The sequence below is a fragment of the Kordia antarctica genome (genome assembly GCF_009901525.1).
Lineage (GTDB): Bacteria > Bacteroidota > Bacteroidia > Flavobacteriales > Flavobacteriaceae > Kordia > Kordia antarctica.
In genome coordinates, this window is record NZ_CP019288.1 from 680069 (window position 1) to 704971 (window position 24903).

Sequence of the window (24903 nt, forward strand, 5' to 3'; positions counted from 1 at the left end):
TAAAACTTTATAATATGTTCGCTTTCGCGAGAATTTACTCATGGAGAGACTTTCCTGGATTATTGGACTTCTTGGATTTTTAGACTTTCTTAGATACTTTGATTCGTCATTACGAACGATAGTGAAGTAATCTGTAAATCGAGAAACAGATTGCCACAAGTTTTTTCAAAACTTTCGCAATGACGAATCATAATCCGAAATTGCAAAGAGTCAGATAGCAAAATTTTTGTTTAAAAGTTGAAAGATTTATAAGTTTATCTAATGTGTAAATAATTCATATACTAACATACCAAAATACTAAAAGCACTTGCATTGAGCGAAGTCGAAATGAAGCGAGTCTATTTTTAAATCTTTCAATCTTTTAATTCTTCAATCAAAAACAAAAAAATATCGTAATTTCGTTTTTATAGCTTAAATTTCATCAAACTTTTGACTTCTAAAAAAACACATACATCAGCCTTACATGAAAAAGATGGGATTTCCAAACCAGATTTTATCAGCAAAACTTCGGTGGATACTATCAAAAAGAACAGAAGAAAACAACCTTCGGTAGACGAATTGGTTACAGGAATTTTGAATCATGATAAAGTGGCTTTGAGCAGAGCAATTACGTTGGTAGAAAGTAAAAGTGTGACACATCTAGCGAAAGCTACCGAAATTATAGAGAAATGTTTGCCACATGCTAATACGTCAATTCGCATAGGAATTACAGGCGTTCCAGGTGTTGGGAAAAGTACATTTATTGAAGCTTTTGGAAAACATTTGACAGGTTTGGGCAAAAAAGTTGCCGTGTTAGCTGTTGATCCAAGTAGTTCAATTTCTAGCGGAAGTATTTTAGGCGATAAAACTCGAATGGAAGATTTAGTAAAGGATGAAAATGCTTTTATTCGTCCGTCAGCTTCTGGTGATTCACTTGGTGGCGTTGCTCGAAAAACTCGTGAAACGATTATTTTATGTGAAGCGTGTGGTTTTGATACAATTGTGATTGAAACTGTTGGCGTTGGGCAAAGTGAAACTGCCGTTCATAGTATGGTAGATTTCTTTTTATTGTTAAAATTGGCTGGCGCCGGAGATGAATTGCAAGGAATCAAACGTGGAATTATCGAAATGGCTGACGCTATTGTGATTAATAAAGCCGATGGCGATAACATAAAACGTGCGCAAATAGCGCGAACTGAATTTAAGCGCGCATTACACTTATATCCGCAGAAAGCTTCTGAATGGCTTCCTAAAGTAGTTACGGCTTCCGCCTTGAAATATGAAGGAATTGACGATGTTTGGCAACTAATTTCGGAATTCTGTGAAACGACGAAAGCAAATCATTACTTTGAAAATCATAGAAAACAACAAAATCGTTTTTGGCTGTTACAAACCATTGAAGAACGCCTGAAACATAACTTTTATAACAACGAACACGTAAAAAGTGTGTTAGACGAATATTTGAATGCTACCGAAAACAGCACAATTTCTCCGTTTCATGCTGCACAACAGTTATTGGATTTGTTGAAATTTTAAAACATATTCAAGCATAAAAAAAGCGAACCGAAGCTCGCTTAATTCATGTATTTTCTGTTTTTTACAATTCGCAATCCCAAACGGTATGACATTCGGTGTCTGTACAATTTCTTTCTGTTTCACAAGCACACCAAGAGTTATTTGTCCAGTTTCCTCCATTGAGTTGATTCACGTGTAAACTAGAAATTAAATCTTTGTTAAGTTTTAATGATGTCAGATTACTTTTTTTCATAATATAAATTTTATTTGGTTAAGTCATAAATTTAGTGAAATGAACATCATTAACATACAATTTATCAATTCATTAACAATGTTTTCAAAACTGCACTAAAGTAAAATCTATAAAATTTAAGCATATTTCCGAATCAAAAACTGTTGTAATTTAAAGATAATTCCGCCATAAATTCCACCAAAAATCATTCCTGTGAGTACATCTCCAGGAAAATGTACGCCAATGTAAATTCGGCTATAACCAACACATGCAGCCCAAAATAAAAGTATGAATACGATGTATTTGAAGTGTTTACGTAAAACCAAGCCAATAAATGTAGCTAAAGCCATTGCGTTGGAAGCATGACCTGAAAAATATCCAAATTGTCCGCCACAATAAGGTTCTAATTTACCATTTATTAAAGTCGTTTTCACCAATCGCATGTGATCTATTAAATCAGCTGTGTGACAAGGTCTTAGACGTAAAAAGAGTGTTTTTTTGAATAGATTTGCGGTTTGATCGGTAATTGTAATTAATAATGCTACCAATACAAGTGTAAAGAATATTTCTTTCTTATTGTGTGTTTTTAAGATGAGAATCAACAAAAAAGCATACAACGGAATTGCGTAGTATTTATCCGTGATAAACATCCAAAAACCGTCCCAAGTTGGCGTTCCGAGTCCATTTAAGAATAAAAATAATTCTTTGTCGTAATTTATGAGTTGATCGATCATATTTATTATATACCCAACTATTTACCTATTGAATCTAAAAGTAGAATCAACAGCAATATTCTTTTTATTGATTAAATCGTTTCGTATTTTTCCTTCAAGCGAAAGCTCATTGACTCTTGTACTACTACTTGTTGTATAAAAAGAAATTTGATCTCCGTTTGAAGAAATTATCATTTTTTGTTCAATTCTCTCAAGAGTTTTAAAGTCGTATACGAACGCGTGTGTCAAAATGTAACCACTAATAAATTCTTTATTTGTAGCATCTAAAACAGGCGGAATAAGTAAAGCATCATGTACCAAAACTACATAATCTATTTCTTTTAATTGATTCAAACCTTTGTGATAACGCGATTCAATACGAACTTTTTCGCTCATAGTAATGGAATCCATAACTGCAATGCTAGACTTTTTTTGCATAGCTTCTTCCCAAATTTCTTTGGCATTTCTTGTATCATAGGTTGATGTAGGAAATTTCAAACTATAGCCAGTTCTAGCTCGTTGAGCATTTGTTTTACGGAATGAATCGTAATTAACATTATTTTTATTATGAATAAATAATGTGTTATTCTCTGTCATTTTCAACGAATCTATGTTTATTTCTTCTTCAATAGAAGTGTCAATAATAGCAGAAATAATTTCCATTTCATCTTTGGTATGAATTACTTTGACTGCAGTATTAAATTCTTGAAGCTTTTCAATAGAAGCGACTTTGGTAATCATTGAATCTAATTCACTATTTGTTTCTGTTGCTAATTGGTTGTAGACTTCTGAGCGAATTGTTACGAATGGTTCTGGTTCAGTATTACAAGAAGTAAAAATGCACAAGCATATGCATATTAGTAGTAAAGGTGTTCTCATTTGTTAATTGTTTTTAGGATTAATCGTCATATCTAGATAATTCGCGATCATAAAAGTCGTTTGCGGCTTGGATTAAATTTTCGGATTCAGAAGCCAATTCTTTTTCGTCTTCTTTATCAAATTCTTCTAACCATTCTACTTCATCATTTTCTAGATTGATGATGAATCTTGGGAATTCGGTATGTATAATGAAAATTGCATCGGGATAATCTGTATTATCGCCCAATAAAAATTTAGGAAACTCCATAAATAGCTTGATTTTTAATAAGTTTTTTTGATAAATAATTGAATCTAATATACAATAATATTGCAGAAACGGTCAATCCGACGAGTAAACCCACCCAGATTCCTGCACTTTTGTATTCGGTGTGTAATCCGAGATAGTACGAAGTTGGAAAACCAACCATCCAATACGCGAAAAATGTGATGAATGCCGGAATTTTAACATCTTGTAAACCGCGTAAAATACCCAAACCAACCACTTGAATTCCGTCTGAAATTTGAAAGAATGCAGCAACTAAGAGTAATTTGCCCGCAACCATAATTACTTCCTGATTGTCTACAAAGTTTACAGTATCTGTTTCGTTGATATATAAGGTTGGAAACCAGTTATTAAACACCATAAACATGATTGCGAAAAATATGTCAATAATCAACACTAATAGAAAAAGAGAAAATGCAATTCGGCGTAATTCTCCAAAACGACGCAATCCTTTTTGATTTCCTACTCTGATTGTTGCCGCAACACTTAATCCCATTGCAACCATAAACGTCATGGAAGAAAGGTTTAATGCGATTTGATTTGCCGCTTGTGAATTCTTCCCTAAAATACCTGACAACCAAATGGCAGCCGTAAAAATTCCTACTTCAAAAAGCATTTGTAACGACGATGGAAAACCTAAGGAGATAATCTTTTTTAATACTGATTTTTTAATTTCTTTAAAGTTGAAATTGGTAACGTATTCTTTAAATTTGTTTTTGTAACGTAATAATAACCAGATAAATACCAACATGACTATTCGTGAAACTAAGGTTCCGATTGCTGCGCCAATAATTCCCCATTTAGGGAAAATCCAGATTCCAAAAATTAAAAAATAGTTGATAATGATGTTTACTACATTTGCCAATAATGTTGCCCACATGGCGTATTTTGTTTGCGATAAACCATCTGCAAATTGCTTAAATGCCTGAAATATAATCAACGGAATTAAGGAAGCGGCAACTAAGTTTAGATACGGAATTGCTAAATCGACAACTTCTTCTGGTTGATCCATGATGTACATTAACGGTTTGGACATAATAGCACCAACAAAAACGATAATTGCAATAATAGTACAAAGGATTAAACCATGTTTGAGCGCGCCTTTTACTTTCGCGGTATCGCCTTCAGCATCAGCTTCTGCAACTAATGTTGTAATTGCTGTTGAAAAACCGATTCCAATTGACATGGCAATGAACAGAAAACTATTACCTAATGAAACTGCTGCAAGTTCCGCAGTTCCTAATTGACCAACCATTGCATTATCTACAAAACCGACAAATGTATGTCCTAGCATTCCCAAGATAATTGGAGATGCAAGCTTCAAATTATAGGCAAATTCTCTGGTGTAGTTTTGTAAAATCACTGGTTATTTTTTCAAATGGCAAATATAGTCCACTTTTGCTTTTACAGCTACATTTCTAGCCTAATTTATCCTTTCCATTTTATAAATTGAACAGCTATAATTTGTAAACTGTGTACTAGACTCCTTTTATTTTCGAAATATGAATCGTATTTTTAATATTATAAAAAGGTGAACCCTGAAAAACCTCAAAAAGAGTAAGGACAACTTAAAACTAAAATACCATGAAAAAAGACATTTTAAACATCGTAGGAGCAACAGTTATTTCAAAAGAAAATCAAAGTCAAATAAATGGTGGCGCTGGTTACGATTTATCTAAGTGCGGATGCGATTGCGCAGGACGCGTTACTGGACCAAAATATTGTAAATGGTACACAGCTTGTCCACAAATATATACTTGTTAACAGTATTTAAAAATCTAAATAAAGGTGAACCCAGAAAAACCTCAAAAAGAGTAAGGAAAACAACTTAAAACTTAAATATCATGAAAAAAAACATTTTAAACATCGCAGGAGCAACAGCTATTTCTAAAGAAAATCAAAGTCAAATAAATGGTGGTGCAGGTTGGTCATCAAACTGTAGTGGTTGTGGATGCGATTGCGCAGGACGTGTTACAGGACCAAAATGTTGCCAGTGGACTATTGCTTGTCCTCAAGTGTATACTTGTGGCAGCGAAATATAAGTTTCCAATACATAGCTACGGTTCTGTTTTATGTTGAAGCAGAAAGGAAATAGAAACGATTTTAAACTATCATTTTAGAGTTTATTTGGTATTATATAAATATAACTTAAAGGTGAACCCTGAAAAACCTCAAAAAGAGTAAGGAAAACAACTTAAAACTTAAATATCATGAAAAACAACATTTTAAACATTAAAGGAGCAACAGCTATTTCTAAAGAAGGTCAGAGTCAAATTAATGGTGGTGCAAGCGGATGCAATTCATCAAAGTGCGGATGCGATTGTGCAGGACGTGTTACAGGACCAGCATGTTGTCAATTGATTTGGGGTTGCCTACAAGTATACACTTGTGGTAGCGACATGTAAGTTTCCAATACAAAACTTTAGTAAATTATAGATTTTCAAATAATATCTATAAAATTTAATGAACAAAAAGGCTTCTTGAAACGATTTCAAGAAGCCTTTTATATGTAAAAAATAGATTTCGCAGTTTATATATCTCCAGTTTCACAATCTAGTTGATATGAATCTGTTAGCGTTTTCCTTCCTCCTTTTGGAGTTCTTGAGTTATCAATAGTACATGGCTGTGTAGAATTTTGAACAGTTCCTTTACCAAGAATACTAAATGAATTTATTTTTGCTATTTGTATTTTTTTGAGATTTAAAAGTTTTCGTTTCGTTTTCATATGAGAATTTGTATTAGTTTCATACAAGATACATAACTGTATGTAATGAATGTTGAAATAGTATTGCTGTTTTATAAATTGAACAACCTTTTTAGCGTATTTTTTTGAGAAATGTAGATGGGTTTTCGCCTGTTTTTGATTTGAATGCACGCGAAAATGAACCATGACTCCTATAGCCTACTTCTTTGGCAATTGCCTTTATGGTATACATCCGAAACTTTTTATCATTTTCAAGCCTGTCAAGTGTATATTGAATGCGAAGGTTGTTTAGATATTCTGTAAAAGTCATCTTTTTTTGCGTATTCAAAATACTTGACAAATAGGTTGTATTTGTGTCTATTTTTTTGGCAGTCGCATATAAGTTATATTTTGGATTTAAGTAAAATTCGTGTGTTTCTAAGTTTTTTAATTTTTGAAGAATCTCATCTACAGTTTTATCACTTTTTATAGCATTTTGTGGTGCTGGTTTAGGGATAATCTTTTCTTCGGCAACAACAACAACTTTCTTTTTAGTAAATTGTTTGTACAATAAGAAACCAAATATTCCGATGACGGCAATAGCAATACATAAAAATATGTAGAATCGTTTTTTATCTTTTTGTTGTTGTGCTTGAAACTTGTTTTTAATCTTTTCAATTTCGTACTTAGTTGCAGTTTGAAGCACCGTTTCTTTATTTCCATTGGCTAGAATACTGGCGTTTAAATCTGTTGATTTTTGCCTATAGATTGATTCCTTTTCAAATTGTTTGCTGCTTTTGTAAATATTAGCTTGCAACAGTAAAACGTCATGACAATCTGTTATCAACATTTTGTTTTCTTGGTAACGTATTTCAAGATCGTTCAAAAAAGACAATGCTTCTGTGTATTCTGTTTTTTGAACATGATAATTTGCCAACAAATACATGATTTTAGAAATTTGTATATCGTTTTCTAAAACCTCAAAAATTTCTTTTGCTTTTATTAGGTTTTCATATGCTTCAGGGAAAAGTTCCTTTGCAGTATATGTTTTTCCTTTTAATTCGAATAAATACGCTTTTCCTTCAACATCGTTATAATAATCAGCGATAATAATGCCTTTATCAATGTAAAATAATGCAGAATCTAGCTTTTTTTCAGCCTGATACGCTTTTGCAATAAACATATGATAATTGATATAATTTTCTACATAATTAATTGAATCTTTTTCGATTAACTTTTTTTCTTCAATAGTAGTAATGGCTTCTTTAAAGATTTTCTTAACTTCTGCATAATTTTCAAGTTCTAAACCCAAAATCTCCATATTTCCATTAATATGAATAAGTTGTGAGGTTCTTTTATTACGCTGTGCAACTCCGTATGTGTCTAGTAAAATTTGACCCGCTTTGTATTTATTGCCCAATTCTATTTCGGTTGTTGCTATTGCTAATTTTGTTTGAATATAACGTGCGCTATCCGCATCATCAGAAATATTTTGCAATGCTTTTTCATATTCAGACATCGCATCGTTGTAAATTCCTCTACTTTGGTAAAACTCCCCTAAGTAATAATGCGCGCGATATATGTGTACAGAGTCATTCATAGTTTTTGCCTTATGAAAATACTCCATCCGAAGTTCTATCATCGAATCTATTTCAATTCCTTGATATGTTAATACAGCTTGTTCTGCTTCATCAAGAATTATTGTGATGTCTTTATTGGCTTCTTCTTGTGAAATAGTATCCGCACAAGAAAATGCTAAAAAACTAAGCAAGCATATGAGTAAAAAACGATTCATATTTATAAATTATATCCTTTTGAGAAATATACTTTTTTTACAATTAGGACAAAGAATTATCTGCCCTTTTTTTATGGGATTCCGCAATTGTACTATAAGAAACCCATTTATAATAGAAATAAACCCTTTATATTCTTTTTTAACTTCATTTTAAGAAATAAAGTAGCAACTATTTCTTCAAAAATTCATAAAAAGACATCAAATTATGATCCCTTTTTCAATTACAAATATCTGATAAACAATTTATTAGTACAAACACCTCATTATTGAATCACGTATTTGTACGTTAAATCTTTCCATTTATTGTTTATAAATTTGACATAATTATTAATCATAACAAATACTATCATGGCTGGAAAGAAATTTAACAACAAATCAAAAAATTACATCAATGTAACTTTATTAATTCGTCAAGGGACAAATATTCAAAAGCCTTCTTTAGAGCAGAAATTCTCTTTAGATGCTGGAGAATCTAAATTTGTAGAGTATGGAAATGCAACCAATATTTTCTTGAACGGTTTGGTACTTGAGTATAAGGATAAATCATCACAATCGCTTACAAATGCAAGAGAAGAAGTGATTGCTACAGGAGTTGCACCAACTTTTGATTGGGTTTTAAATACACATAGTGTTATTACCATCAACAGTACAAACGGATTGGACATTTCTGCGAGTAACTAAAAAAGTAAAAGCGGCATTTTCGTATTGAAAATGCCGCTTTTTTATGTTTTGGGTTTTGGGAATTTAAACGCAAAAGGTGTATCTCAATTTTTAAATCATTTAATTTTTTAATTAATTTAACTACTTCTTCAAAAAAGAAACTACGTTCTCCTCTATTCTGTCCATAATATTTGAAACATCGCCTTTTACAAAAGTTTCTCCTGTAATATTCTCATACAATTCTATATAACGCTCAGAAACTGAGTTGACATATTCATCGCTCATCAAAGGAATTTCTTGTCCTTCTTTTCCTTGAAAATCGTTACCAATTAGCCATTGACGGACAAATTCTTTCGATAATTGTTTTTGTGGTTGTTGCTTTTTCTGCAGTTCGTTATACGTATCCGCATAGAAATAACGGGAAGAATCTGGTGTGTGAATTTCGTCAATCAATACAATTTTTCCTTCTTTAGTTTTACCAAATTCGTATTTTGTATCAACCAAAATCAAACCTCTTTCTTTGGCGATTTTTGTTCCTTCTTTAAATAATAAATAGGTATATATTTCTAATAGAATATAATCTTCTTCAGAAACAATTCCACGAGAAAGTATATCTTCACGAGAAATATCTTCATCATGTTCGCCCATTTCTGCTTTGGTTGCTGGCGTAATAATTGGCGAAGGAAATTTATCATTCTCAATCATTCCATTCGACATTTCCACGCCGCAAAGCATACGTTTTCCCGCTTTATATTCACGTGCTGCATGACCTGACATATAACCTCTAATCACCATTTCCACCTTAAAAGGTTCACACGCGTGACCAATAGCAACATTCGGATCTGGCGTTGCAATCAACCAATTTGGCACCAAATGTTCCGTAGCTTTCATCATTTTAGTGGCAATCTGATTTAAAATCTGCCCTTTATACGGAATTCCTTTTGGCATCACAACATCAAAAGCTGACAATCTATCAGATGCAATCATCACAAGCAAGTCGTCATTAATTGTATATACTTCGCGTACTTTTCCTGTGTATTTTGCTGTTTGCCCGGGAAAATTAAAATTCGTCTCAGTAATCGTAGTGCTCATTGTTTGTTGGGTCTATTGTGATTTGTTTATTCGTTAATTTGCTTTTCTGTTAATTCAGTATTCGTGAAAAAACTTCTTAAATCAAAAATCAGCATTCGTTAATCGTTATTATTTGCTTGGTATTAGGTATTAGGTATTAGGTATTAGGTATTAGGTAAAAAAAACATTTATAATTAAAAATTCCTCATTAAATTTCCAAAACGTCATTTCGAGTGATTTTCACCAGAAAATTGTATCGAGAAATGTTATGTTATTCTAAATGTTCTAGAAAACTTTTCACTTTTCACTTTTCACTTTAAAATTTCACATTCAACATTTATAATTTCTAATTAGTATGTTCAATAGTTCGATACGCTTCAATCACTTTTTTCACAAGTCTGTGACGCACAACATCTTTATCGTCTAAATAAATAATTCCAATTCCTTTGACGTCTTTTAGTACTAATAACGCTTCTTTCAAGCCAGAAGTGACGCGTCTTGGTAAATCAATTTGTCCAGGATCGCCTGTCAACATAAATTTTGCATTTTTTCCCATACGTGTCAAAAACATCTTCATTTGCGCATGTGTTGTATTTTGAGCTTCATCCAAAATTACAAACGCATTATCCAACGTACGACCACGCATAAACGCCATTGGCGCAATCTGAATAGTTCCGTTTTCTATATAATTGGTTAATCTTTCTGGCGGAATCATATCGCGCAAAGCGTCATACAAAGGTTGCATATACGGATCTAACTTTTCTTTTAAATCGCCTGGCAAGAAACCTAAACTTTCGCCAGCTTCTACTGCTGGACGTGTTAAAATAATTCGCCTAACTTCTTTATTTTTCAATGCTCTAACAGCCAAAGCAACTCCTGTATACGTTTTTCCCGTTCCTGCTGGACCAATGGCAAAAACCATATCATTTTTCCCCATCATTTCCACCAACTTTCGTTGATTTGCCGTAATTGCTTTTACTAATCTTCCATTGGTTCCGTGCAACAAAACTTCTCCACTTTCGTTGGAAGTATCATAATCTTTGGAACTTTCGCTAGTTAACACACGTTCAATGACATTTTCGTCAATTTTGTTGTACTTGCTAAAATGTTCCATTAGCATGTTCAATCGTTTGTCAAATTCTTCTAATAAGACTTCATCTCCGTAGGCTTTTATCTTGTTTCCTCTTGCTACAATTTTGAGTTTTGGGAAGTATTTTTTTAGCGATTCTATGTTGGTATTTTGTTGACCAAAAAACTCTCTTGGACTGATCTCAGAAAGTTCAAAAATAATTTCGTTCAAAAGCGACTGGTATTAAGGTTATATTTCCGTTTTGTTTTTTTAGATTTGCATAGCAAAGTTACCATTTTTTATAGATTAAATTTAAAGAAATATCAACAATTCGCCAATGGCAATTATAACTTTAACAACTGATTTTGGGGAGAAAGACCATTTTGTGGGCGCAGTTAAAGGAGCTATTTATAGTGAACTTGATGATATTCGCATTGTTGATATCTCACACAGCGTAGATCCTTTTAATATTACGGAAGCGGCGTATATTATACAAAATGCGTTTAATAGTTTCCCGAAAGGCAGCATTCATCTTATCGGAATCGATTCTGAGTTAAACCCTGAAAATAAGCATATTGCAGTAAAATTGGACGGTCATTTTTTCGTCTGTGCTAATAATGGAATCATGAGTTTGATTGCTTCTGAGATTCTTCCTGAAAAGATTGTAGAAATAAATATTCACGACAGAATCGAGACAAATTTCCCAGTTTTAGACGTTTTTGTGAAAGTTGCGTGTCACATTGCGCGCGGCGGAACCTTAGAAGTTATCGGGAAAACAATTCAAGAAATAAAATATTTAACAGGCATTAAACCTGTCATAAATAATGACGAATCGCAAATTATTGGAAACGTGATTTATATTGATAATTATGGAAACGTTGTTACCAACATCACGCGAAAAATAGTAAAAGACGTCGGAAAAGGGCGTGATTTCGAGATTTCGGCGCGTACTTACAAATTCAAAACGATTCACGAACGTTACAGCGATGCTATCAATTTTACAGTAGAACGTCACAAACGTGAAGAAGATGGCAAAAAATTAGCGTTGTTTAATTCTGCAAATTTTTTAGAATTGGCCATTTACAAAAGCAATCCGCATACAGTTGGTAGCGCTTCTAGCCTATTTGGATTGCGATTTAGAGATACGATAACTATTAATTTTTTATAAAATTATGTTTATACGAATTGTAAAAATGAGTTTTCACTCGGAACACATTCCTGAATTTTTGGCAATGTTTGATGAAAAGAAAGAATCGATCAAAAATCGGGAAGGTTGTGAGTTTTTAGAGTTGTATCAAGATAAAACAAATCCTGAAATATTCTTTACATACAGTCATTGGAAACATGTCGATAACTTAGAAGCATATCGCAATTCAGACTTATTCAAAAACGTTTGGAAACAAACAAAAGCCATGTTTAACGACAAACCTTTTGCTTGGAGCGTTGATAAATTAGTGAGTTTATCGAGTTAATATCAATTTTATAGTAATCCGTTGTGCATTTCAAATTCAAAAATATGATAGTAACGTCAGTTCGAGTGATTTTGAGGCACGAAAAATCGTATCGAGAACCTGTTTAGTGTAAAAAATTCTATTCTCGATACAAATTTTACTCATTTTCAATCGTAAAATTCACTCGAATTGACGAATTTTATCAAAAAGCACAACGGTTTATATTATAATTGCAATACAAATACTAGAATCCATTCCGCATCGTTAGTGAACTGTGCGCAACAACAATTGTTACTAAAAAGAAATCAATGCTAGCCATACTTCGAAAAGAAATCAATTCCTTTTTTTCCTCATCTATAGGATATTTGGTGATTGCCTTATTTTTAATTCTCAACGGATTATTCTTATGGTTTTTTAAGAGTGAATTCAACATTCTCGATTACGGATTTGCAGATTTAACACCATTTTTTACCTTAGCACCTTGGATTTTTATCTTTTTGATTCCTGCCATTACGATGCGAAGCTTTTCAGAAGAAAAACGTTTAGGAACACTTGAATTACTATTAACAAAACCAATTTCAGGTTGGGAAATTGTACTTGGAAAGTATTTTGGCGCGTTTGTTTTAATTCTTATTGCGTTGATTCCGACGTTATTATACGTTTTTACCGTGTACAGTTTAGGAAATCCTGTTGGAAACTTAGATGTCGGAAGTACGCTTGGCTCCTATTTTGGATTGTTATTCCTAATTGCTGCCTACACAAGTATTGGCGTATTTACATCGACGCTTTCGCAGAATCAGATTGTGGCGTTTATTGCGGCAGTTTTTATCTGTTTTGTACTATATTTTGGGTTTGAAGGAATTGCGAATGCGGCCGTTTTTGGCGATTTTAATCTTACGATAGAAAAACTAGGCATGAAACGTCATTTTGATAGTATTGCACGCGGCGTAATTGACACACGAGACGTAATTTACTTTTTAAGTGTAACCATATTCTTTTTATTTCTAACCGTAATTCAATTAAAAAAACGATAAGCTTGAAAAAAGAAACTCATACTAAAAAAGAAATCCACGTTAGTGTTAAGATACTTTTAGTCCTTATCGGATTAATCATTCTGAATGTAATTGCAGGAAGCGTATTTACACGTTTCGATCTCACACAAGATAAACGGTATACTTTATCAGAAGCTTCAAAAGAAACGATTTCAAATGTAAATTCTCCTATTACAATTGATGTTTTTCTGAAAGGCGATTTTCCTTCCGATTATAAACGTTTGGCAACTGAAACCGAACAATTATTGGCAGAATTTTCAGCATATAATTCAAATGTGAACTACAATTTTGTAGATCCAATCAAAGAAAATGCAGAATCTTTTTTGAATGAAAACGGAATGCCTCCAACTTTTATTACAGAAGAAGCAACCAATAAAATTTCGCGCGAAAGCGTGTATCCGTGGGCAATTGCCAATTATGGAACTAAAACTGTCAAAATTCAGCTGTATAAAAACAATCTTGCAAGTTCTTCATCTGAAAAAATTGCAAGTTCTGTGCAACATTTAGAATATGCGTTTGCAGATGCATTTACAAAATTAACCTTATTAGAAAAACAAACTATCGCAATTTTGAGAGGAAATGGCGAATTGGAAGATGTGTATATTGCTAGTTTTTTACAAACACTAAAAGATTACTACAAAATTGCTCCTTTTGATTTAAGTGCGTTTCCCGACAATCCTGAAAAGTCGTTGGAAAACTTAAATCGTTTCGATTTGATGATTGTTCCAAAACCAACAGAAGCATTTTCAGACGAAGAAAAATATGTATTAGATCAATATACTATGAATGGCGGAAAATCCTTGTGGTTGGTAGAAACTGTACAAGCCGAAATGGACAGTTTGTATAGCGAAAATGGCGCATCACTTGCATTTCCAAGAGATTTACGCTTGAACGATTTCTTCTTTTCATACGGTTTACGAATCAACCCGAAACTGGTAAACGATGTGCAATGCGCACCAATTATGATGGCAGTTGGCGAAGGAAATGATACTCAATTTTTACCAATTCAATGGCGTTATAATCCGTTAGTAAAACCAGCTTTAAAACATCCAATTACAAATAATACGAATTTGGTAAAGTTTGAATTTGCCAATCAGATTGATACGTTAAAGAATAATCTTAAGAAGACAATTCTACTGAAAAGTTCGGCAGCATCAAAACTAGAAGGCGTTCCAAAACCAATTTCTTTGTCAGTCATTGAAAACGAACCAACACTAGAAACCTACGAAGGAAAAGGCAATCAAAATTTGGCGGTTTTAGTTGAAGGAACATTTACATCGATGTATAAAAATAGAGTCAAACCATTTCAACTTTCAATGGATAAATTACAAGGCGAATCTAAAATGTTAGTGATTGCAGATGGCGATGTTATCAAAAATCAAGTTACACGCGGAAGACCGCAAGATTTAGGCTTTGATATTGCGACAAAACGTGAATATGGAAACAAAGAATTCCTATTAAATTCGGTAAATTACCTTTTAGACAATAATGGACTTATAAACATTCGATCTAAAGAATTAAAATTAGCATTTTTAGATACTGAGAAAGTACTAGAAGAAAAATCGTACTGGCAACTACTAAACATTGGACTTCCGCTTGTAATACTCGCAATTTTTGGCTTTGTATTTACCTATATTCGAAAGCGTAAATTTGCGAAATAGTTGTTAATAAGTTTCCTTTCTTTACAACTACAATTGAGATATATTTGTAAGAATATTGAAATGTGATTCTTCAGGCATAAATTTACAGCCAAAAAAGCTATGTAATTTAGTTCGAATGAATTATTTTTGAACATTAAACAGAACACAAACACATGAAATTTATTGTATCAAGCACATATTTATTAAAGCAGCTTCAAGTTTTAGGAGGCGTAATTAATAATAGTAATACCTTACCTATTTTAGATAATTTTCTTTTTGAACTGAACCAAAATGAATTAACGGTTTCTGCTTCAGATTTGGAAACGACAATGTCTTCAAAATTAGATGTAGAATCTGAAAGTGAAGGAAATGTTGCAGTTCCTGCGAAATTATTATTAGATACTTTAAAAACGTTTCCAGAGCAACCATTAACGTTTGTTGTGGAAGATAATAATACAATTGAAATTAGTTCTAATCACGGTAAATACGCGTTGGCATATGCTGATGGCGCTGAGTTTCCAAATGCAGTTGAGTTAAAAGACCCAAGTTCAACAACAATAGCTGGACATGTACTAGCAACTGCAATTAGCAAAACAATTTTTGCTTCTGGAAATGATGATTTACGACCTGTAATGAGTGGCGTATTTTTCCAGTTTTCTCAAGAAAATTTAACGTTTGTTGCAACAGATGCTCACAAATTAGTGAAATATCAGCGTACAGATTTAAAAGCTTCACAAGTTGCGGAATTTATTATGCCAAAGAAACCTTTAACACTGTTAAAAGGAATTTTAGCCGGAAGCGAAGACGACGTTGTGATCGAATATAATGACAGTAATGCAAAATTTACGTTTGATAAAACTGTTTTAATTTGTCGTTTGATTGATGGAAAGTATCCAAACTACGAAGCGGTAATTCCAAAAGAGAATCCAAATAAGTTAGAAATCAACAGAAATCAATTTTTAAATTCTGTGCGTCGTGTTAGTATTTTCTCTAACAAAACAACACACCAAATTCGTTTAAAAATTGCTGGCGCTGAATTAAATATTTCTGCGGAAGATATTGATTATTCAAACAAAGCAGAAGAACGTTTAACATGTGATTATCAAGGTGATGACATGCAAATAGGCTTCAACTCACGTTTCCTAACAGAAATGATTAACAACTTAACTTCGGATGAAGTTTCGTTAGAAATGTCGTTACCAAACAGAGCTGGAATTTTAACACCAATTGATGGTTTAGAAGAAGGCGAACACATTACAATGCTCGTTATGCCTGTGATGTTGAATAATTAAGAATAAGAATTCTTTATATAGAAAAATCCGTTATACTAGTTGTATAACGGATTTTTTCATTCCTGCGAAAGGTAGGAATCTATTTGCCACGAATTTTAGCTTGATTATCGGCACGAGTTGAAAAACTCGCGCTAGCGTTTGTGTTTTCCATTTTTATTAAATGATTAAAAATATTGCTTCAAACTGTTCTATATCTAACATTCTAAAAATCTAACTAATCTAACTAATCAAACTAATCTAAGAAGTCTAAGAAGTCTAAGAAAGTCTAAATTAAAGTAATTTAAACGACATTGGATAATACGGTTCATTTCCATTACTAACTTTAATCGCATTTATAATTGGCATTATAAACAATAATATTCCAACGGTTAGTAACAATAATAATCCTAATCCAAAAACAAGAATTAACGGAATACTTATGATTCCATAAATTATCATACTCAATTGAAAGTTTACAATTTGTTTTCCTTGTTCGTCCATTTCGTGTACATCGTTTTTGTTGCTTGCCCAAAGAATTAAGGGAACTATTAGACTTCCAAAACCTATAACGAAACTTGATAATTGACTTAAATGTGTAATTACCATTAACTGATTATCTTTTCTTCTCATGATTGTGTGTTTTATTGATTGATACTTATGTGACGGGGATTTTCATATTTTGTTACACTTTTATTTTTTGATTGTGCTTCAGGAGCAATTTTAAAAGAATACTAACCAGCGATTTATGTATGAAAAAAATTGATCCTACTAAGTATACAATTAACCATTTGTTGTTTCAATCTATTGTAATAAGCATCATTTTTCATTATTTCAACTGTTTAAGTGTTAATTACGGTCTTACCGTAAGCGATTGAGGATTCATTTTTATACTTTCTTACCTAATCAAAACTATATATCATGTTAAAAAACATTTTGAATCTTGATGGTGTTAAAACACTTGACAAAAAAGAACAAACAGAAATTAACGGAGGTATTAATTGCGCTTGTATCTATTGGGATACTGCTCGTGCATGGTGGGCATGTTGCTAATTCTATTTTTTACAAACTAACTTTGTTACGTTTAATTAAACTACTGATAAATTTTTGAAATTTTATCAGTAGTTTTCTTTTCTTCCTCACCTTATAGTTCGTGTTTAGATAATTTTAGCAACTAATTAAGCAAACAGTATCTGCGATGAGATGACGTTTTTTTATGCTTCAAACTAAAAACATTATCCTTATTTTTGCAGAAATTCATTTTAATATGATTCCAAATGATACAATTGTAGCTTTGGCAACACCTTCTGGAGCTGGCGCAATTTCAGTAATTCGAGTTTCTGGTAAAGAGGCAATTACGATTTGTGAACCAATTTTTAAATCGATTCGAAATAAAAAATTGAGCAAGCAAAAGTCGCACACCATACATTTAGGTCATATTATAGATGAAAATCGGTATTTAGATGAAGTTTTAGTGTCTTTGTTTAAAGGTCCAAATTCATACACAGGTGAAAATACGATTGAAATTTCATGTCATGGTTCTGTGTACATTCAGCAGCAAATCATTCAATTATTACTACGAAGTGGTTGTAGAAACGCGAATGCGGGAGAATTTACTTTGCGTTCATTTTTGAATGGAAAACTAGATTTATCTCAGGCAGAAGCTGTTGCAGATTTGATTGCGAGTGATTCGGAAGCTTCACATCAATTGGCAATGCAACAAATGCGTGGCGGATTTAGCAATGAAATCAAAAACCTGCGTGAAGAGTTATTAAACTTCGCTTCTTTGATAGAATTAGAACTCGATTTTGCGGAAGAAGATGTTGAATTTGCAGATCGCACGCAGTTTAAAACCTTAGTAAAACGAATTCAATTTGTTCTAAAACGTTTGATTGATTCTTTTGCGGTTGGAAACGTGATCAAAAACGGAATTCCTGTTGCAATTGTTGGCGAACCAAATGTTGGAAAATCTACCTTATTAAATGCGTTGTTAAATGAAGAACGTGCCATTGTTTCTGAAATTGCTGGAACAACGCGTGATACCATTGAAGACGAATTAATTATTGAAGGAATTTCGTTCCGATTCATTGATACCGCTGGAATCCGAGAAACCAAAGATGTTATAGAAAGTATCGGAATTCAGAAAACATTTGAAAAAATTGAGCAAGCGCAAGTTGTGGTGTATTTAATTGATAGCTCACAATTAACGGCGGATAGTTTAGCATTGTTAAAAACTGAAATCGGGAAAATTCAGAATAAATATCCTCAAAAACCATTAGTAGTTGTTGCCAATAAAATTGACACGCTCAAAACGACTCAGATTGAAGAATTACAAGCTGAAATTGAAAACATTCACTTGCTTTCTGCCAAAGAAAATATTGGTGTAGAACAATTAAAAACGAAACTCGTTTCTTACGTAAACACTGGCGCATTAAGAAACAACGAAACAATTATTACCAACACGCGTCATTACGATGCTTTACTAAAAGCGTTGGAAGAAATTGATAAAGTTCACTTCGGATTAGAATCTGGATTATCTGGTGATTTAATGGCGATTGACATTCGCCAAGCATTATTTCACTTCGGAGAAATCACAGGAGAAATCACCACGGACGATTTACTTGGTAATATATTTGCTAACTTTTGTATTGGAAAGTAATTACCATCTTTCCATTGTTCGGTAACTAATCGCTGTTTCTGTTTCGCCTTTTCGTAATGAACCGTATTTTTCACTGATATATTGTTTGTAAAACAACTTAAAATCATTAAGGTTAGCTTTCCAATTTGAGTCTTCTGAAATTTGAAATTCTTTTATAAAATTATCGCTATGCTCAGGAAACTTATAAAATCGATCAAAATCTTTACGTAAAAGATCTAAAATTTTCTCTTCGCTATTTCCTTGAAGTCTGTAATTATGCCAATTCACAGCTATTTTATCTAAGTCTCTAAAGTTCCCGTAGAAGCTATGACCTTGGTTTTCTAACCATTCTCTTAATTTTCCTTCTGGTAAATTATTTTCTTTCTCAAAACTCATTTTATTCCAAGTTTTTTTAAAGTCTTTCCAAATACTTCTATTGTAATCTTTATATGATGGCAATTCTACTGCAAATTGACAAATTCTATCAAAAAATTTATGTGCTAAATATACTTCACTGTCACGCAAACTACTAACGCTTTTAGTTGATGTAAAAGCAATACGGATGTCGTATTCCTTTTTATCAAAACCAAATTTTCCTCCTTGACCACTGGAAATTCCTTTAAATAATAAAGCTTGACTTTCTTTTGTGAGTTCTTCAACATCTGTAATGACCAATAATCCATGATTAACTTTTTCAAAGATCTTAATCCAATCATTTTCACCATTTTTATTTGAATTTGCAGCACCAATGAAAACACTTTTCTGTAAATTCAAATCAGCTTCTTTTTTATAAAATTCTTGTAATTCCTTTAACCAATGCGCTTTTCCTGTACCACGTGAACCTAAAAATAGAATCGAAAATCTTCCTGGATTTGTTATAAATGAATTTAATTTCTGAACTGCTTCTCTTCTTTTTCCTATTTCTGTTTTAAATAAATCATTCATTTTGTCCATTTTTGCGTATTTTATGTAAAATTATGCGTACAAGTTAGGGAATTAAGTTTATTAATCATTTTTACCATGTTGTTGAATTAAAAAAACATAAACATGAGAAAAAAGAAAATTAAAAAAACCGAACACTGCTTGTTACGTCAATGGGAAAGAAATATTCCTGATTCATTATTAAGCAAAGCAATGTCATCTATTAACTTAGATAAAGACAAAAAGGTAATAGTAACACCTTTGTTCTTCAAACGAAAAAATATTGAATTCACAAAGAATTCATGTTTGATTCTAATTATAAAAGAGCAAAAACTAATAACTGTTTATCAGAAACTATTCAAAAATTGTTTGTTTAAAAGAGACAAGAATGATTATGAAATTTTAGTTTAAAAAATTCTATATATTCATTAAAAATCCTACTTTTAACTGCGTAAATAATACCAAATAATGCACATCTTAAAAATAATTCACGGCTATCCGCCAAACTATAATGCAGGTTCAGAAGTGTATAGTCAATCTATATGCAATGAATTGTCCAAAAATCATAGGGTTTCTGTTTTCACAAGAGATGAAAATCCTTATGCGCTTGATTTTGAGATTCGAAAAGAGAAAATCCATAGAAATTTAGACATTTATTTTGTAAATAATCCGCAAGGAAAAGACGGATATCGTCATGAAACGTTAGATCAAAATTTTGCAGAATTTATCAAAAATATTCAACCAGATATTGCACATATTGGACATCTAAATCATTTGTCAACAGGAATTATAGATGTATTGAATGATTTCAGTATTCCAATTGTATTTACATTGCACGATTTTTGGTTAATGTGTCCAAGAGGTCAGTTTTTAACCAGAAGTATCGGAAAAGATTGCAACCATAATTTGTGTGATAAGCAAGAAGATAAAAAATGTGCAACCGATTGTTATCAAGTATATTTCAGCGGGAAAAAAGAAGAAGAACAACAAGATATTGATAGTTGGAGTAATTGGGTTCATCGTAGAATGAAAGAAACAAAAGCAATTATACCAAAAATTGATCTATTTATTGCACCTTCAAACTATTTACTAGATCGATTTGTACATGATTTTGAAATCCCAAAAGAGAAAATAACTTATCTAGATTATGGATTTCCCGCGAGTTATTTACATCCGACAGAAAATACAATACCTAAAGAAAACTTTACATTCGGTTATATTGGCACACATATTCCTGCTAAAGGCATCAATCAACTCATTGAAGCATTTAAATTGGTTGATAAATCGGCAACACTTAAAATTTTTGGGCGTGAAAAAGGACAAGCTACTAAAGCTTTGAAAATAATGGCTGCAACTAGTAAAAATAAAATTGAATTTTTGGGCGAATACATGAATGAAAATCTTGTAAAAGAAGTCTTTTCAAATGTAGATTGTATTGTGGTGCCTTCAATTTGGGGAGAAAATTCGCCATTGGTAATTCATGAAGCGCAAGCTTGTAAAATTCCTGTAATTACAGCTGATTTTGGCGGAATGAAAGAATATGTACAACATCATGTAAATGGACTATTATTTGAACATCGAAATGTGACTTCTTTGGCAGAACAATTAAATTTCGCTGTGGCAAATCCTGAAAAAATGAAACAATATGGAAATAAAGGTTATTTGTATTCAGACGATGGAAAAGTTCCTGAAATTAAAACACATTGTCAAGAATTGGTAAAGATTTATAATCATTATGGTATGACAAAAAATTTCTGGAGAATTACCATTGATACAAATCCTGAAGATTGCAATCTAAAATGTATCATGTGCGAAGAACACAGTCCGTATAGTAATTTTATTGATACACTTTACAAAGAAACTGGCGTTAAAAGAAGGCGCATGGCTTTTGAGACTGTGCAAGAAATTTTTGCCCAAGCCGCTAAATTAGGCGTTACAGAAATCATTCCATCTACGATGGGCGAACCTTTATTATATAAGAAATTTGATCAAATTTTTGAGTTGGCAAAAGAATATAATATTAAAATCAACTTAACGACAAACGGAACGTTTCCGAAAAAAACAGTCTTAGATTGGGCAAAATTGATCGTTCCTAATACAAGTGATGTGAAAATTAGTTGGAATGGCGCAACTGCTGAAACTTCAAAAGAAATCATGAAAGGAATCGATTTTGAGCAAGCGATTCAAAATGTTAAAGAATTTATTACATATCGTGATCAGTATTTCAAAAAAACAGGCTATTTCTGTCGTGTAACATTTCAGTTGACATTTATGCAAAATAATATGCATGAGTTATCAGATATTATAAAATTAGCCGCTTCACTTGGTGTCGATCGCGTAAAAGGTCATCAACTTTGGGATCATTTTGAAGAAATAAAACAGCTTTCTATGCGAGCATCTTCTGATAGTATTTCGCAATGGAATTTGTATGTAGGACAAGCGCATACAACTGCTGGAAACTTTCGAAAACCTAATGGAGAAAAAGTATTACTAGAAAATATTGTTCCAATTTCCGAAGATGAAAAAATGGAAATGCCCGAAGATGCTGTCTGTCCTTTTTTAACAAAAGAATTATGGATTTCTGCCACAGGAAAAATTTCTCCATGTTGCGCGCCAGACAATCTAAGACAATCGTTAGGTGATTTTGGAAATATAAATGCTACTTCCGTAGAAGAAGTATTAAAAAGTAAAAAATACCAAGATTTAGTCAAAAATTACAAATCCAAAGAAGTCTGTAAAACCTGCGTCATGCGAAAAACTATGGATTCATGAAACATTCTACAATTACAAATTCAATCTGGAATTTCAGAGATGCAAATACGCACAATCCAATTATTAAGGAAGGCTTTCTATTTAGAAGTTCTAGTTTTTCATTAATACCTAATAAAGAGTCCATTAATGACTTATTAAAAGAAAAAAACATAACTACAATCATTGATCTTCGCGCAGATAGAGAACTTTTAGCAAATCCATATTCTGGAACTATTTTAACAAATATTAAGTACATTCATGCACCTTTTGATCCGTGGAATCAACCTGATTGGTTTCAAAAAAATCATCAAATTGGAACAAACGAAGAAATTGCATATCGCTTTTTCACAATGTGTTGCAAACGTTCTGTAAAACAAGTTGTTGAGACGATTCTTGAACAAAAATCTGGCAATATCGCCATTCATTGTCACGCAGGAAAAGACCGAACAGGAATCATTTTTGCACTATTTCATTTGTTAATTAATTCGTCTTTGGAAAATATTTATGTAGATTATTTAGCAAGCGAAATGGACACTACTATGGACAAAATTGCTATTACGCTTGATATTATTGATGATGAAGGCGGAATTGAATCGTATTTGCATTCATGCGGATTGACAGAAAATAAACTTACAAAACTAAAACACAAGTTGCTAGATGAATAAAAAAGATTCTTTAAAATCATTTTTTACGGAACATTGGAAATATTTGGCAGTAAGCACAGCTTGTAAACTGAATATTTTTGATGTTTTGGCTGAAAAAGGAAAAACCGCCATAGAAATTTCTCAATCGCTTTCTTTACACAAAAAAAATACAAAAATATTGCTAGATGCGTTGTATGAAATTGAGTTTCTCTCGCATGAAAATGATACATATATACTCACTGAAAATTCTATTTATTTGACTGAAAATCATTCTGAATCATTAAAATATGCGTGTATGCATTGGGCAACCGAACATTTAACAACCTGGCAAAACCTAGATTTTTCAATTCGAACTAATAAAAGTGCTTTCGAAGATCAATTCGGAGCTTCTTATTTTGATTATTTGAACCAAGATGTGCAAAAACTAACAGATTATCACAAAGCGATGAACGCATATGCAAGAGATGATTACAAAAAAATAAATCATGTAATTGATTTTAGTATTCACAAAAGTATTATGGATGTTGGCGGTAGTTATGGCGCGCTACTTCAAACAATTAAACAAAACAACATTAATGTAAAATGTTACTTATTTGACTTAGATTTAGTGATAGAAAGTCAAGAAAAACGAAATGATATCACGTATATAAAAGGTGATTTTTTTGAGAGAATTTCAACCTATTCAGAAGCAATTATTTTATCAAGAATTTTACACGATTGGAATGATGAAAAAGCAATTAAAATACTAAATAATACATTTAAATCCTTACCAGAAAACGGTTTTTTATATGTCATTGAAAATTGTTCCGATAAATTAACGACAAATCTATCACTATTGTCTTTGAATATGTTGGCGGTTTGTGAAAGTTACGAACGTTCCTCTCTTGAATACATTTCATTAGCAAACAAAGCTGATTTTAAATTTCGTGAAGCAAAAAAACTAAATCAATTGCAAACCATTCTAATATTTACAAAATGATACATTGGAAAGATATTAAAGTTTCGACGGAAAATAATGGATTTATACATGAAGGAAAATCTTTATTCAACAAACAATTTGAAGAAGTCTTGAAATTTCATAGCCCAGGTTTAGCGCCTGTAAAAGATGTTTCTGGCTGGTATCATATTGGTGTAAAAGGAAATGCTTTGTACGACAATCGATATGAGAGAACTTTTGGCTATTATTTCAATAGAGCAAGCGTTATTAAAGGAGATTCTTCGTTCCATATTGATGAAAAAGGAAAGCGTATGTACGATGAAAATTATAATTGGACAGGAAACTTTCAAGAAAACTTATGTAGCGTTAGAAATTCTAAAAATGAGTATTTTCATATTGATTTACGAGGAAAAAAAGTTTATAAAGAAACGTATAGATATGCAGGAGATTTTAAAGATGGGATTGCTTGCGTAAGATTGCAAGATGGATTTTATAAACACATTAGCATCAATGGAAATTTTATCAATGATATTGAATTTTTGGATTTAGGCGTATTTCATAAAAATTATGCAACTGCAAAAGATGAAAATGGTTGGTTTCATATTAATAAGCAAGGAAAAGAATTATACGCACAGCGTTACCAACTAATTGAGCCTTTTTACAACGGTTTTGCAGTAGTTGATACTTTTCAACATACTAAAGAAATTATTAATGAAAAAGGAAAAATTATAGTTACATTATAA

At 32.1% G+C, this 24903-nt stretch carries 28 protein-coding genes; 17 read left to right on the top strand and 11 right to left on the bottom strand.

Annotated features, from left to right (window positions below; all coding sequences use genetic code 11):
* Window positions 1-429 precede the first annotated feature (429 nt).
* Complete coding sequence (meaB, locus tag IMCC3317_RS02985) at window positions 430-1515, top strand: methylmalonyl Co-A mutase-associated GTPase MeaB (protein WP_160128024.1); 1086 nt, start codon at window positions 430-432, stop codon at window positions 1513-1515.
* A 61-nt stretch (window positions 1516-1576) separates the two neighbouring features.
* Here meaB and IMCC3317_RS02990 read toward each other — a convergent pair whose 3' ends face one another.
* The 5 genes from IMCC3317_RS02990 to IMCC3317_RS03010 form a co-directional block, all read right to left on the bottom strand.
* Window positions 1577-1747, bottom strand: coding sequence for a hypothetical protein (locus IMCC3317_RS02990; protein WP_160128025.1), 171 nt, complete (start codon window positions 1745-1747; stop codon window positions 1577-1579).
* A gap of 116 nt (window positions 1748-1863) precedes the next feature.
* The gene (locus tag IMCC3317_RS02995) at window positions 1864-2460 is read right to left on the bottom strand and encodes a phosphatase PAP2 family protein (protein WP_160128026.1); all 597 of its coding nucleotides are present in this window, start codon (window positions 2458-2460) and stop codon (window positions 1864-1866) included.
* A 21-nt stretch (window positions 2461-2481) separates the two neighbouring features.
* Window positions 2482-3318 carry a hypothetical protein gene (locus tag IMCC3317_RS03000; RefSeq protein WP_160128027.1) on the bottom strand — a complete coding sequence of 279 codons (837 nt, stop codon included), beginning with the start codon at window positions 3316-3318 and terminating at the stop codon, window positions 2482-2484.
* Window positions 3319-3337: 19 nt separating this feature from the next.
* Window positions 3338-3565: a hypothetical protein gene (locus tag IMCC3317_RS03005; RefSeq protein WP_160128028.1), complete on the bottom strand. Its 228-nt coding sequence runs from the start codon at window positions 3563-3565 to the stop codon at window positions 3338-3340.
* On the bottom strand, window positions 3552-4943 hold the full coding sequence (locus IMCC3317_RS03010; RefSeq protein WP_160128029.1) for an MATE family efflux transporter: 1392 nt from the start codon (window positions 4941-4943) through the stop codon (window positions 3552-3554). The genes IMCC3317_RS03005 and IMCC3317_RS03010 overlap by 14 nt, the downstream gene beginning before the upstream one ends.
* Window positions 4944-5164: 221 nt before the next feature.
* On the opposite strand from IMCC3317_RS03010, the gene IMCC3317_RS03015 reads away from it, so the two are divergent.
* From IMCC3317_RS03015 to IMCC3317_RS03025, 3 genes are all read left to right on the top strand, one after another.
* The gene (locus IMCC3317_RS03015) at window positions 5165-5344 is read left to right on the top strand and encodes a hypothetical protein (RefSeq protein WP_160128030.1); all 180 of its coding nucleotides are present in this window, start codon (window positions 5165-5167) and stop codon (window positions 5342-5344) included.
* An 80-nt stretch (window positions 5345-5424) separates the two neighbouring features.
* Window positions 5425-5622: a hypothetical protein gene (locus IMCC3317_RS03020; protein WP_160128031.1), complete on the top strand. Its 198-nt coding sequence runs from the start codon at window positions 5425-5427 to the stop codon at window positions 5620-5622.
* A gap of 168 nt (window positions 5623-5790) precedes the next feature.
* Window positions 5791-5985: a hypothetical protein gene (locus IMCC3317_RS03025; RefSeq protein WP_160128032.1), complete on the top strand. Its 195-nt coding sequence runs from the start codon at window positions 5791-5793 to the stop codon at window positions 5983-5985.
* A gap of 125 nt (window positions 5986-6110) precedes the next feature.
* Here the strand turns inward: IMCC3317_RS03025 and IMCC3317_RS03030 are convergent, their stop codons facing one another.
* Window positions 6111-6305, bottom strand: coding sequence for a hypothetical protein (locus tag IMCC3317_RS03030; RefSeq protein ID WP_160128033.1), 195 nt, complete (start codon window positions 6303-6305; stop codon window positions 6111-6113).
* A gap of 91 nt (window positions 6306-6396) precedes the next feature.
* The gene (locus IMCC3317_RS03035) at window positions 6397-8058 is read right to left on the bottom strand and encodes an AraC family transcriptional regulator (RefSeq protein ID WP_160128034.1); all 1662 of its coding nucleotides are present in this window, start codon (window positions 8056-8058) and stop codon (window positions 6397-6399) included.
* A gap of 348 nt (window positions 8059-8406) precedes the next feature.
* Here IMCC3317_RS03035 and IMCC3317_RS03040 point away from each other — a divergent pair, with 348 nt between their 5' ends.
* Window positions 8407-8739: a hypothetical protein gene (locus IMCC3317_RS03040; protein WP_160128035.1), complete on the top strand. Its 333-nt coding sequence runs from the start codon at window positions 8407-8409 to the stop codon at window positions 8737-8739.
* 120 nt (window positions 8740-8859) lie between these two features.
* On the opposite strand, the gene IMCC3317_RS03045 is transcribed toward IMCC3317_RS03040, so the two are convergent.
* Window positions 8860-9810, bottom strand: coding sequence for a phosphoribosylaminoimidazolesuccinocarboxamide synthase (locus IMCC3317_RS03045; RefSeq protein ID WP_160128036.1), 951 nt, complete (start codon window positions 9808-9810; stop codon window positions 8860-8862).
* A gap of 325 nt (window positions 9811-10135) precedes the next feature.
* Entirely contained in the window at window positions 10136-11089 is a 954-nt protein-coding gene (locus IMCC3317_RS03050) for a PhoH family protein (protein ID WP_160128037.1), read from the bottom strand.
* A gap of 106 nt (window positions 11090-11195) precedes the next feature.
* On the opposite strand from IMCC3317_RS03050, the gene IMCC3317_RS03055 reads away from it, so the two are divergent.
* From IMCC3317_RS03055 to dnaN, 5 genes are all read left to right on the top strand, one after another.
* Window positions 11196-12026: an SAM hydrolase/SAM-dependent halogenase family protein gene (locus tag IMCC3317_RS03055; protein ID WP_160128038.1), complete on the top strand. Its 831-nt coding sequence runs from the start codon at window positions 11196-11198 to the stop codon at window positions 12024-12026.
* A 4-nt stretch (window positions 12027-12030) separates the two neighbouring features.
* Window positions 12031-12330: a putative quinol monooxygenase gene (locus IMCC3317_RS03060; RefSeq protein ID WP_160128039.1), complete on the top strand. Its 300-nt coding sequence runs from the start codon at window positions 12031-12033 to the stop codon at window positions 12328-12330.
* A 287-nt stretch (window positions 12331-12617) separates the two neighbouring features.
* Complete coding sequence (gldF, locus tag IMCC3317_RS03065) at window positions 12618-13343, top strand: gliding motility-associated ABC transporter permease subunit GldF (protein ID WP_160128040.1); 726 nt, start codon at window positions 12618-12620, stop codon at window positions 13341-13343.
* Between the two features lie 2 nt (window positions 13344-13345).
* Window positions 13346-15022 carry a gliding motility-associated ABC transporter substrate-binding protein GldG gene (gene gldG / locus IMCC3317_RS03070; protein ID WP_160128041.1) on the top strand — a complete coding sequence of 559 codons (1677 nt, stop codon included), beginning with the start codon at window positions 13346-13348 and terminating at the stop codon, window positions 15020-15022.
* Window positions 15023-15174: 152 nt separating this feature from the next.
* Window positions 15175-16293, top strand: coding sequence for a DNA polymerase III subunit beta (gene dnaN, locus IMCC3317_RS03075; protein WP_160128042.1), 1119 nt, complete (start codon window positions 15175-15177; stop codon window positions 16291-16293).
* A gap of 270 nt (window positions 16294-16563) precedes the next feature.
* On the opposite strand, the gene IMCC3317_RS03080 is transcribed toward dnaN, so the two are convergent.
* Window positions 16564-16902 (bottom strand): DUF4870 domain-containing protein, encoded by a 339-nt coding sequence (locus IMCC3317_RS03080; RefSeq protein ID WP_160128043.1) that lies wholly within the window; start codon window positions 16900-16902, stop codon window positions 16564-16566.
* A gap of 288 nt (window positions 16903-17190) precedes the next feature.
* Here IMCC3317_RS03080 and IMCC3317_RS23765 point away from each other — a divergent pair, with 288 nt between their 5' ends.
* On the top strand, window positions 17191-17322 hold the full coding sequence (locus IMCC3317_RS23765; RefSeq protein WP_262887078.1) for a hypothetical protein: 132 nt from the start codon (window positions 17191-17193) through the stop codon (window positions 17320-17322).
* A gap of 214 nt (window positions 17323-17536) precedes the next feature.
* Complete coding sequence (mnmE, locus tag IMCC3317_RS03085; RefSeq protein ID WP_160131854.1) at window positions 17537-18928, top strand: tRNA uridine-5-carboxymethylaminomethyl(34) synthesis GTPase MnmE; 1392 nt, start codon at window positions 17537-17539, stop codon at window positions 18926-18928.
* Here mnmE and IMCC3317_RS03090 read toward each other — a convergent pair whose 3' ends face one another.
* Window positions 18929-19861 (bottom strand): sigma 54-interacting transcriptional regulator, encoded by a 933-nt coding sequence (locus IMCC3317_RS03090; protein ID WP_160128044.1) that lies wholly within the window; start codon window positions 19859-19861, stop codon window positions 18929-18931.
* A 93-nt stretch (window positions 19862-19954) separates the two neighbouring features.
* Here IMCC3317_RS03090 and IMCC3317_RS03095 point away from each other — a divergent pair, with 93 nt between their 5' ends.
* Genes IMCC3317_RS03095 through IMCC3317_RS03115 form a run of 5 tightly spaced genes read left to right on the top strand, consistent with a single transcriptional unit; the run spans window position 19955 to window position 24903 of the window.
* Window positions 19955-20239, top strand: coding sequence for a hypothetical protein (locus IMCC3317_RS03095; RefSeq protein ID WP_160128045.1), 285 nt, complete (start codon window positions 19955-19957; stop codon window positions 20237-20239).
* 57 nt (window positions 20240-20296) lie between these two features.
* A complete protein-coding gene (locus IMCC3317_RS03100) occupies window positions 20297-22600 on the top strand; it encodes a glycosyltransferase (protein ID WP_160128046.1) in 2304 nt (767 codons plus the stop codon).
* Window positions 22597-23244, top strand: coding sequence for a tyrosine-protein phosphatase (locus IMCC3317_RS03105; RefSeq protein WP_160128047.1), 648 nt, complete (start codon window positions 22597-22599; stop codon window positions 23242-23244). The genes IMCC3317_RS03100 and IMCC3317_RS03105 overlap by 4 nt, the downstream gene beginning before the upstream one ends.
* On the top strand, window positions 23237-24202 hold the full coding sequence (locus IMCC3317_RS03110; protein ID WP_160128048.1) for a methyltransferase: 966 nt from the start codon (window positions 23237-23239) through the stop codon (window positions 24200-24202). The genes IMCC3317_RS03105 and IMCC3317_RS03110 overlap by 8 nt, the downstream gene beginning before the upstream one ends.
* Complete coding sequence (locus IMCC3317_RS03115; RefSeq protein WP_228054933.1) at window positions 24199-24903, top strand: WG repeat-containing protein; 705 nt, start codon at window positions 24199-24201, stop codon at window positions 24901-24903. The genes IMCC3317_RS03110 and IMCC3317_RS03115 overlap by 4 nt, the downstream gene beginning before the upstream one ends.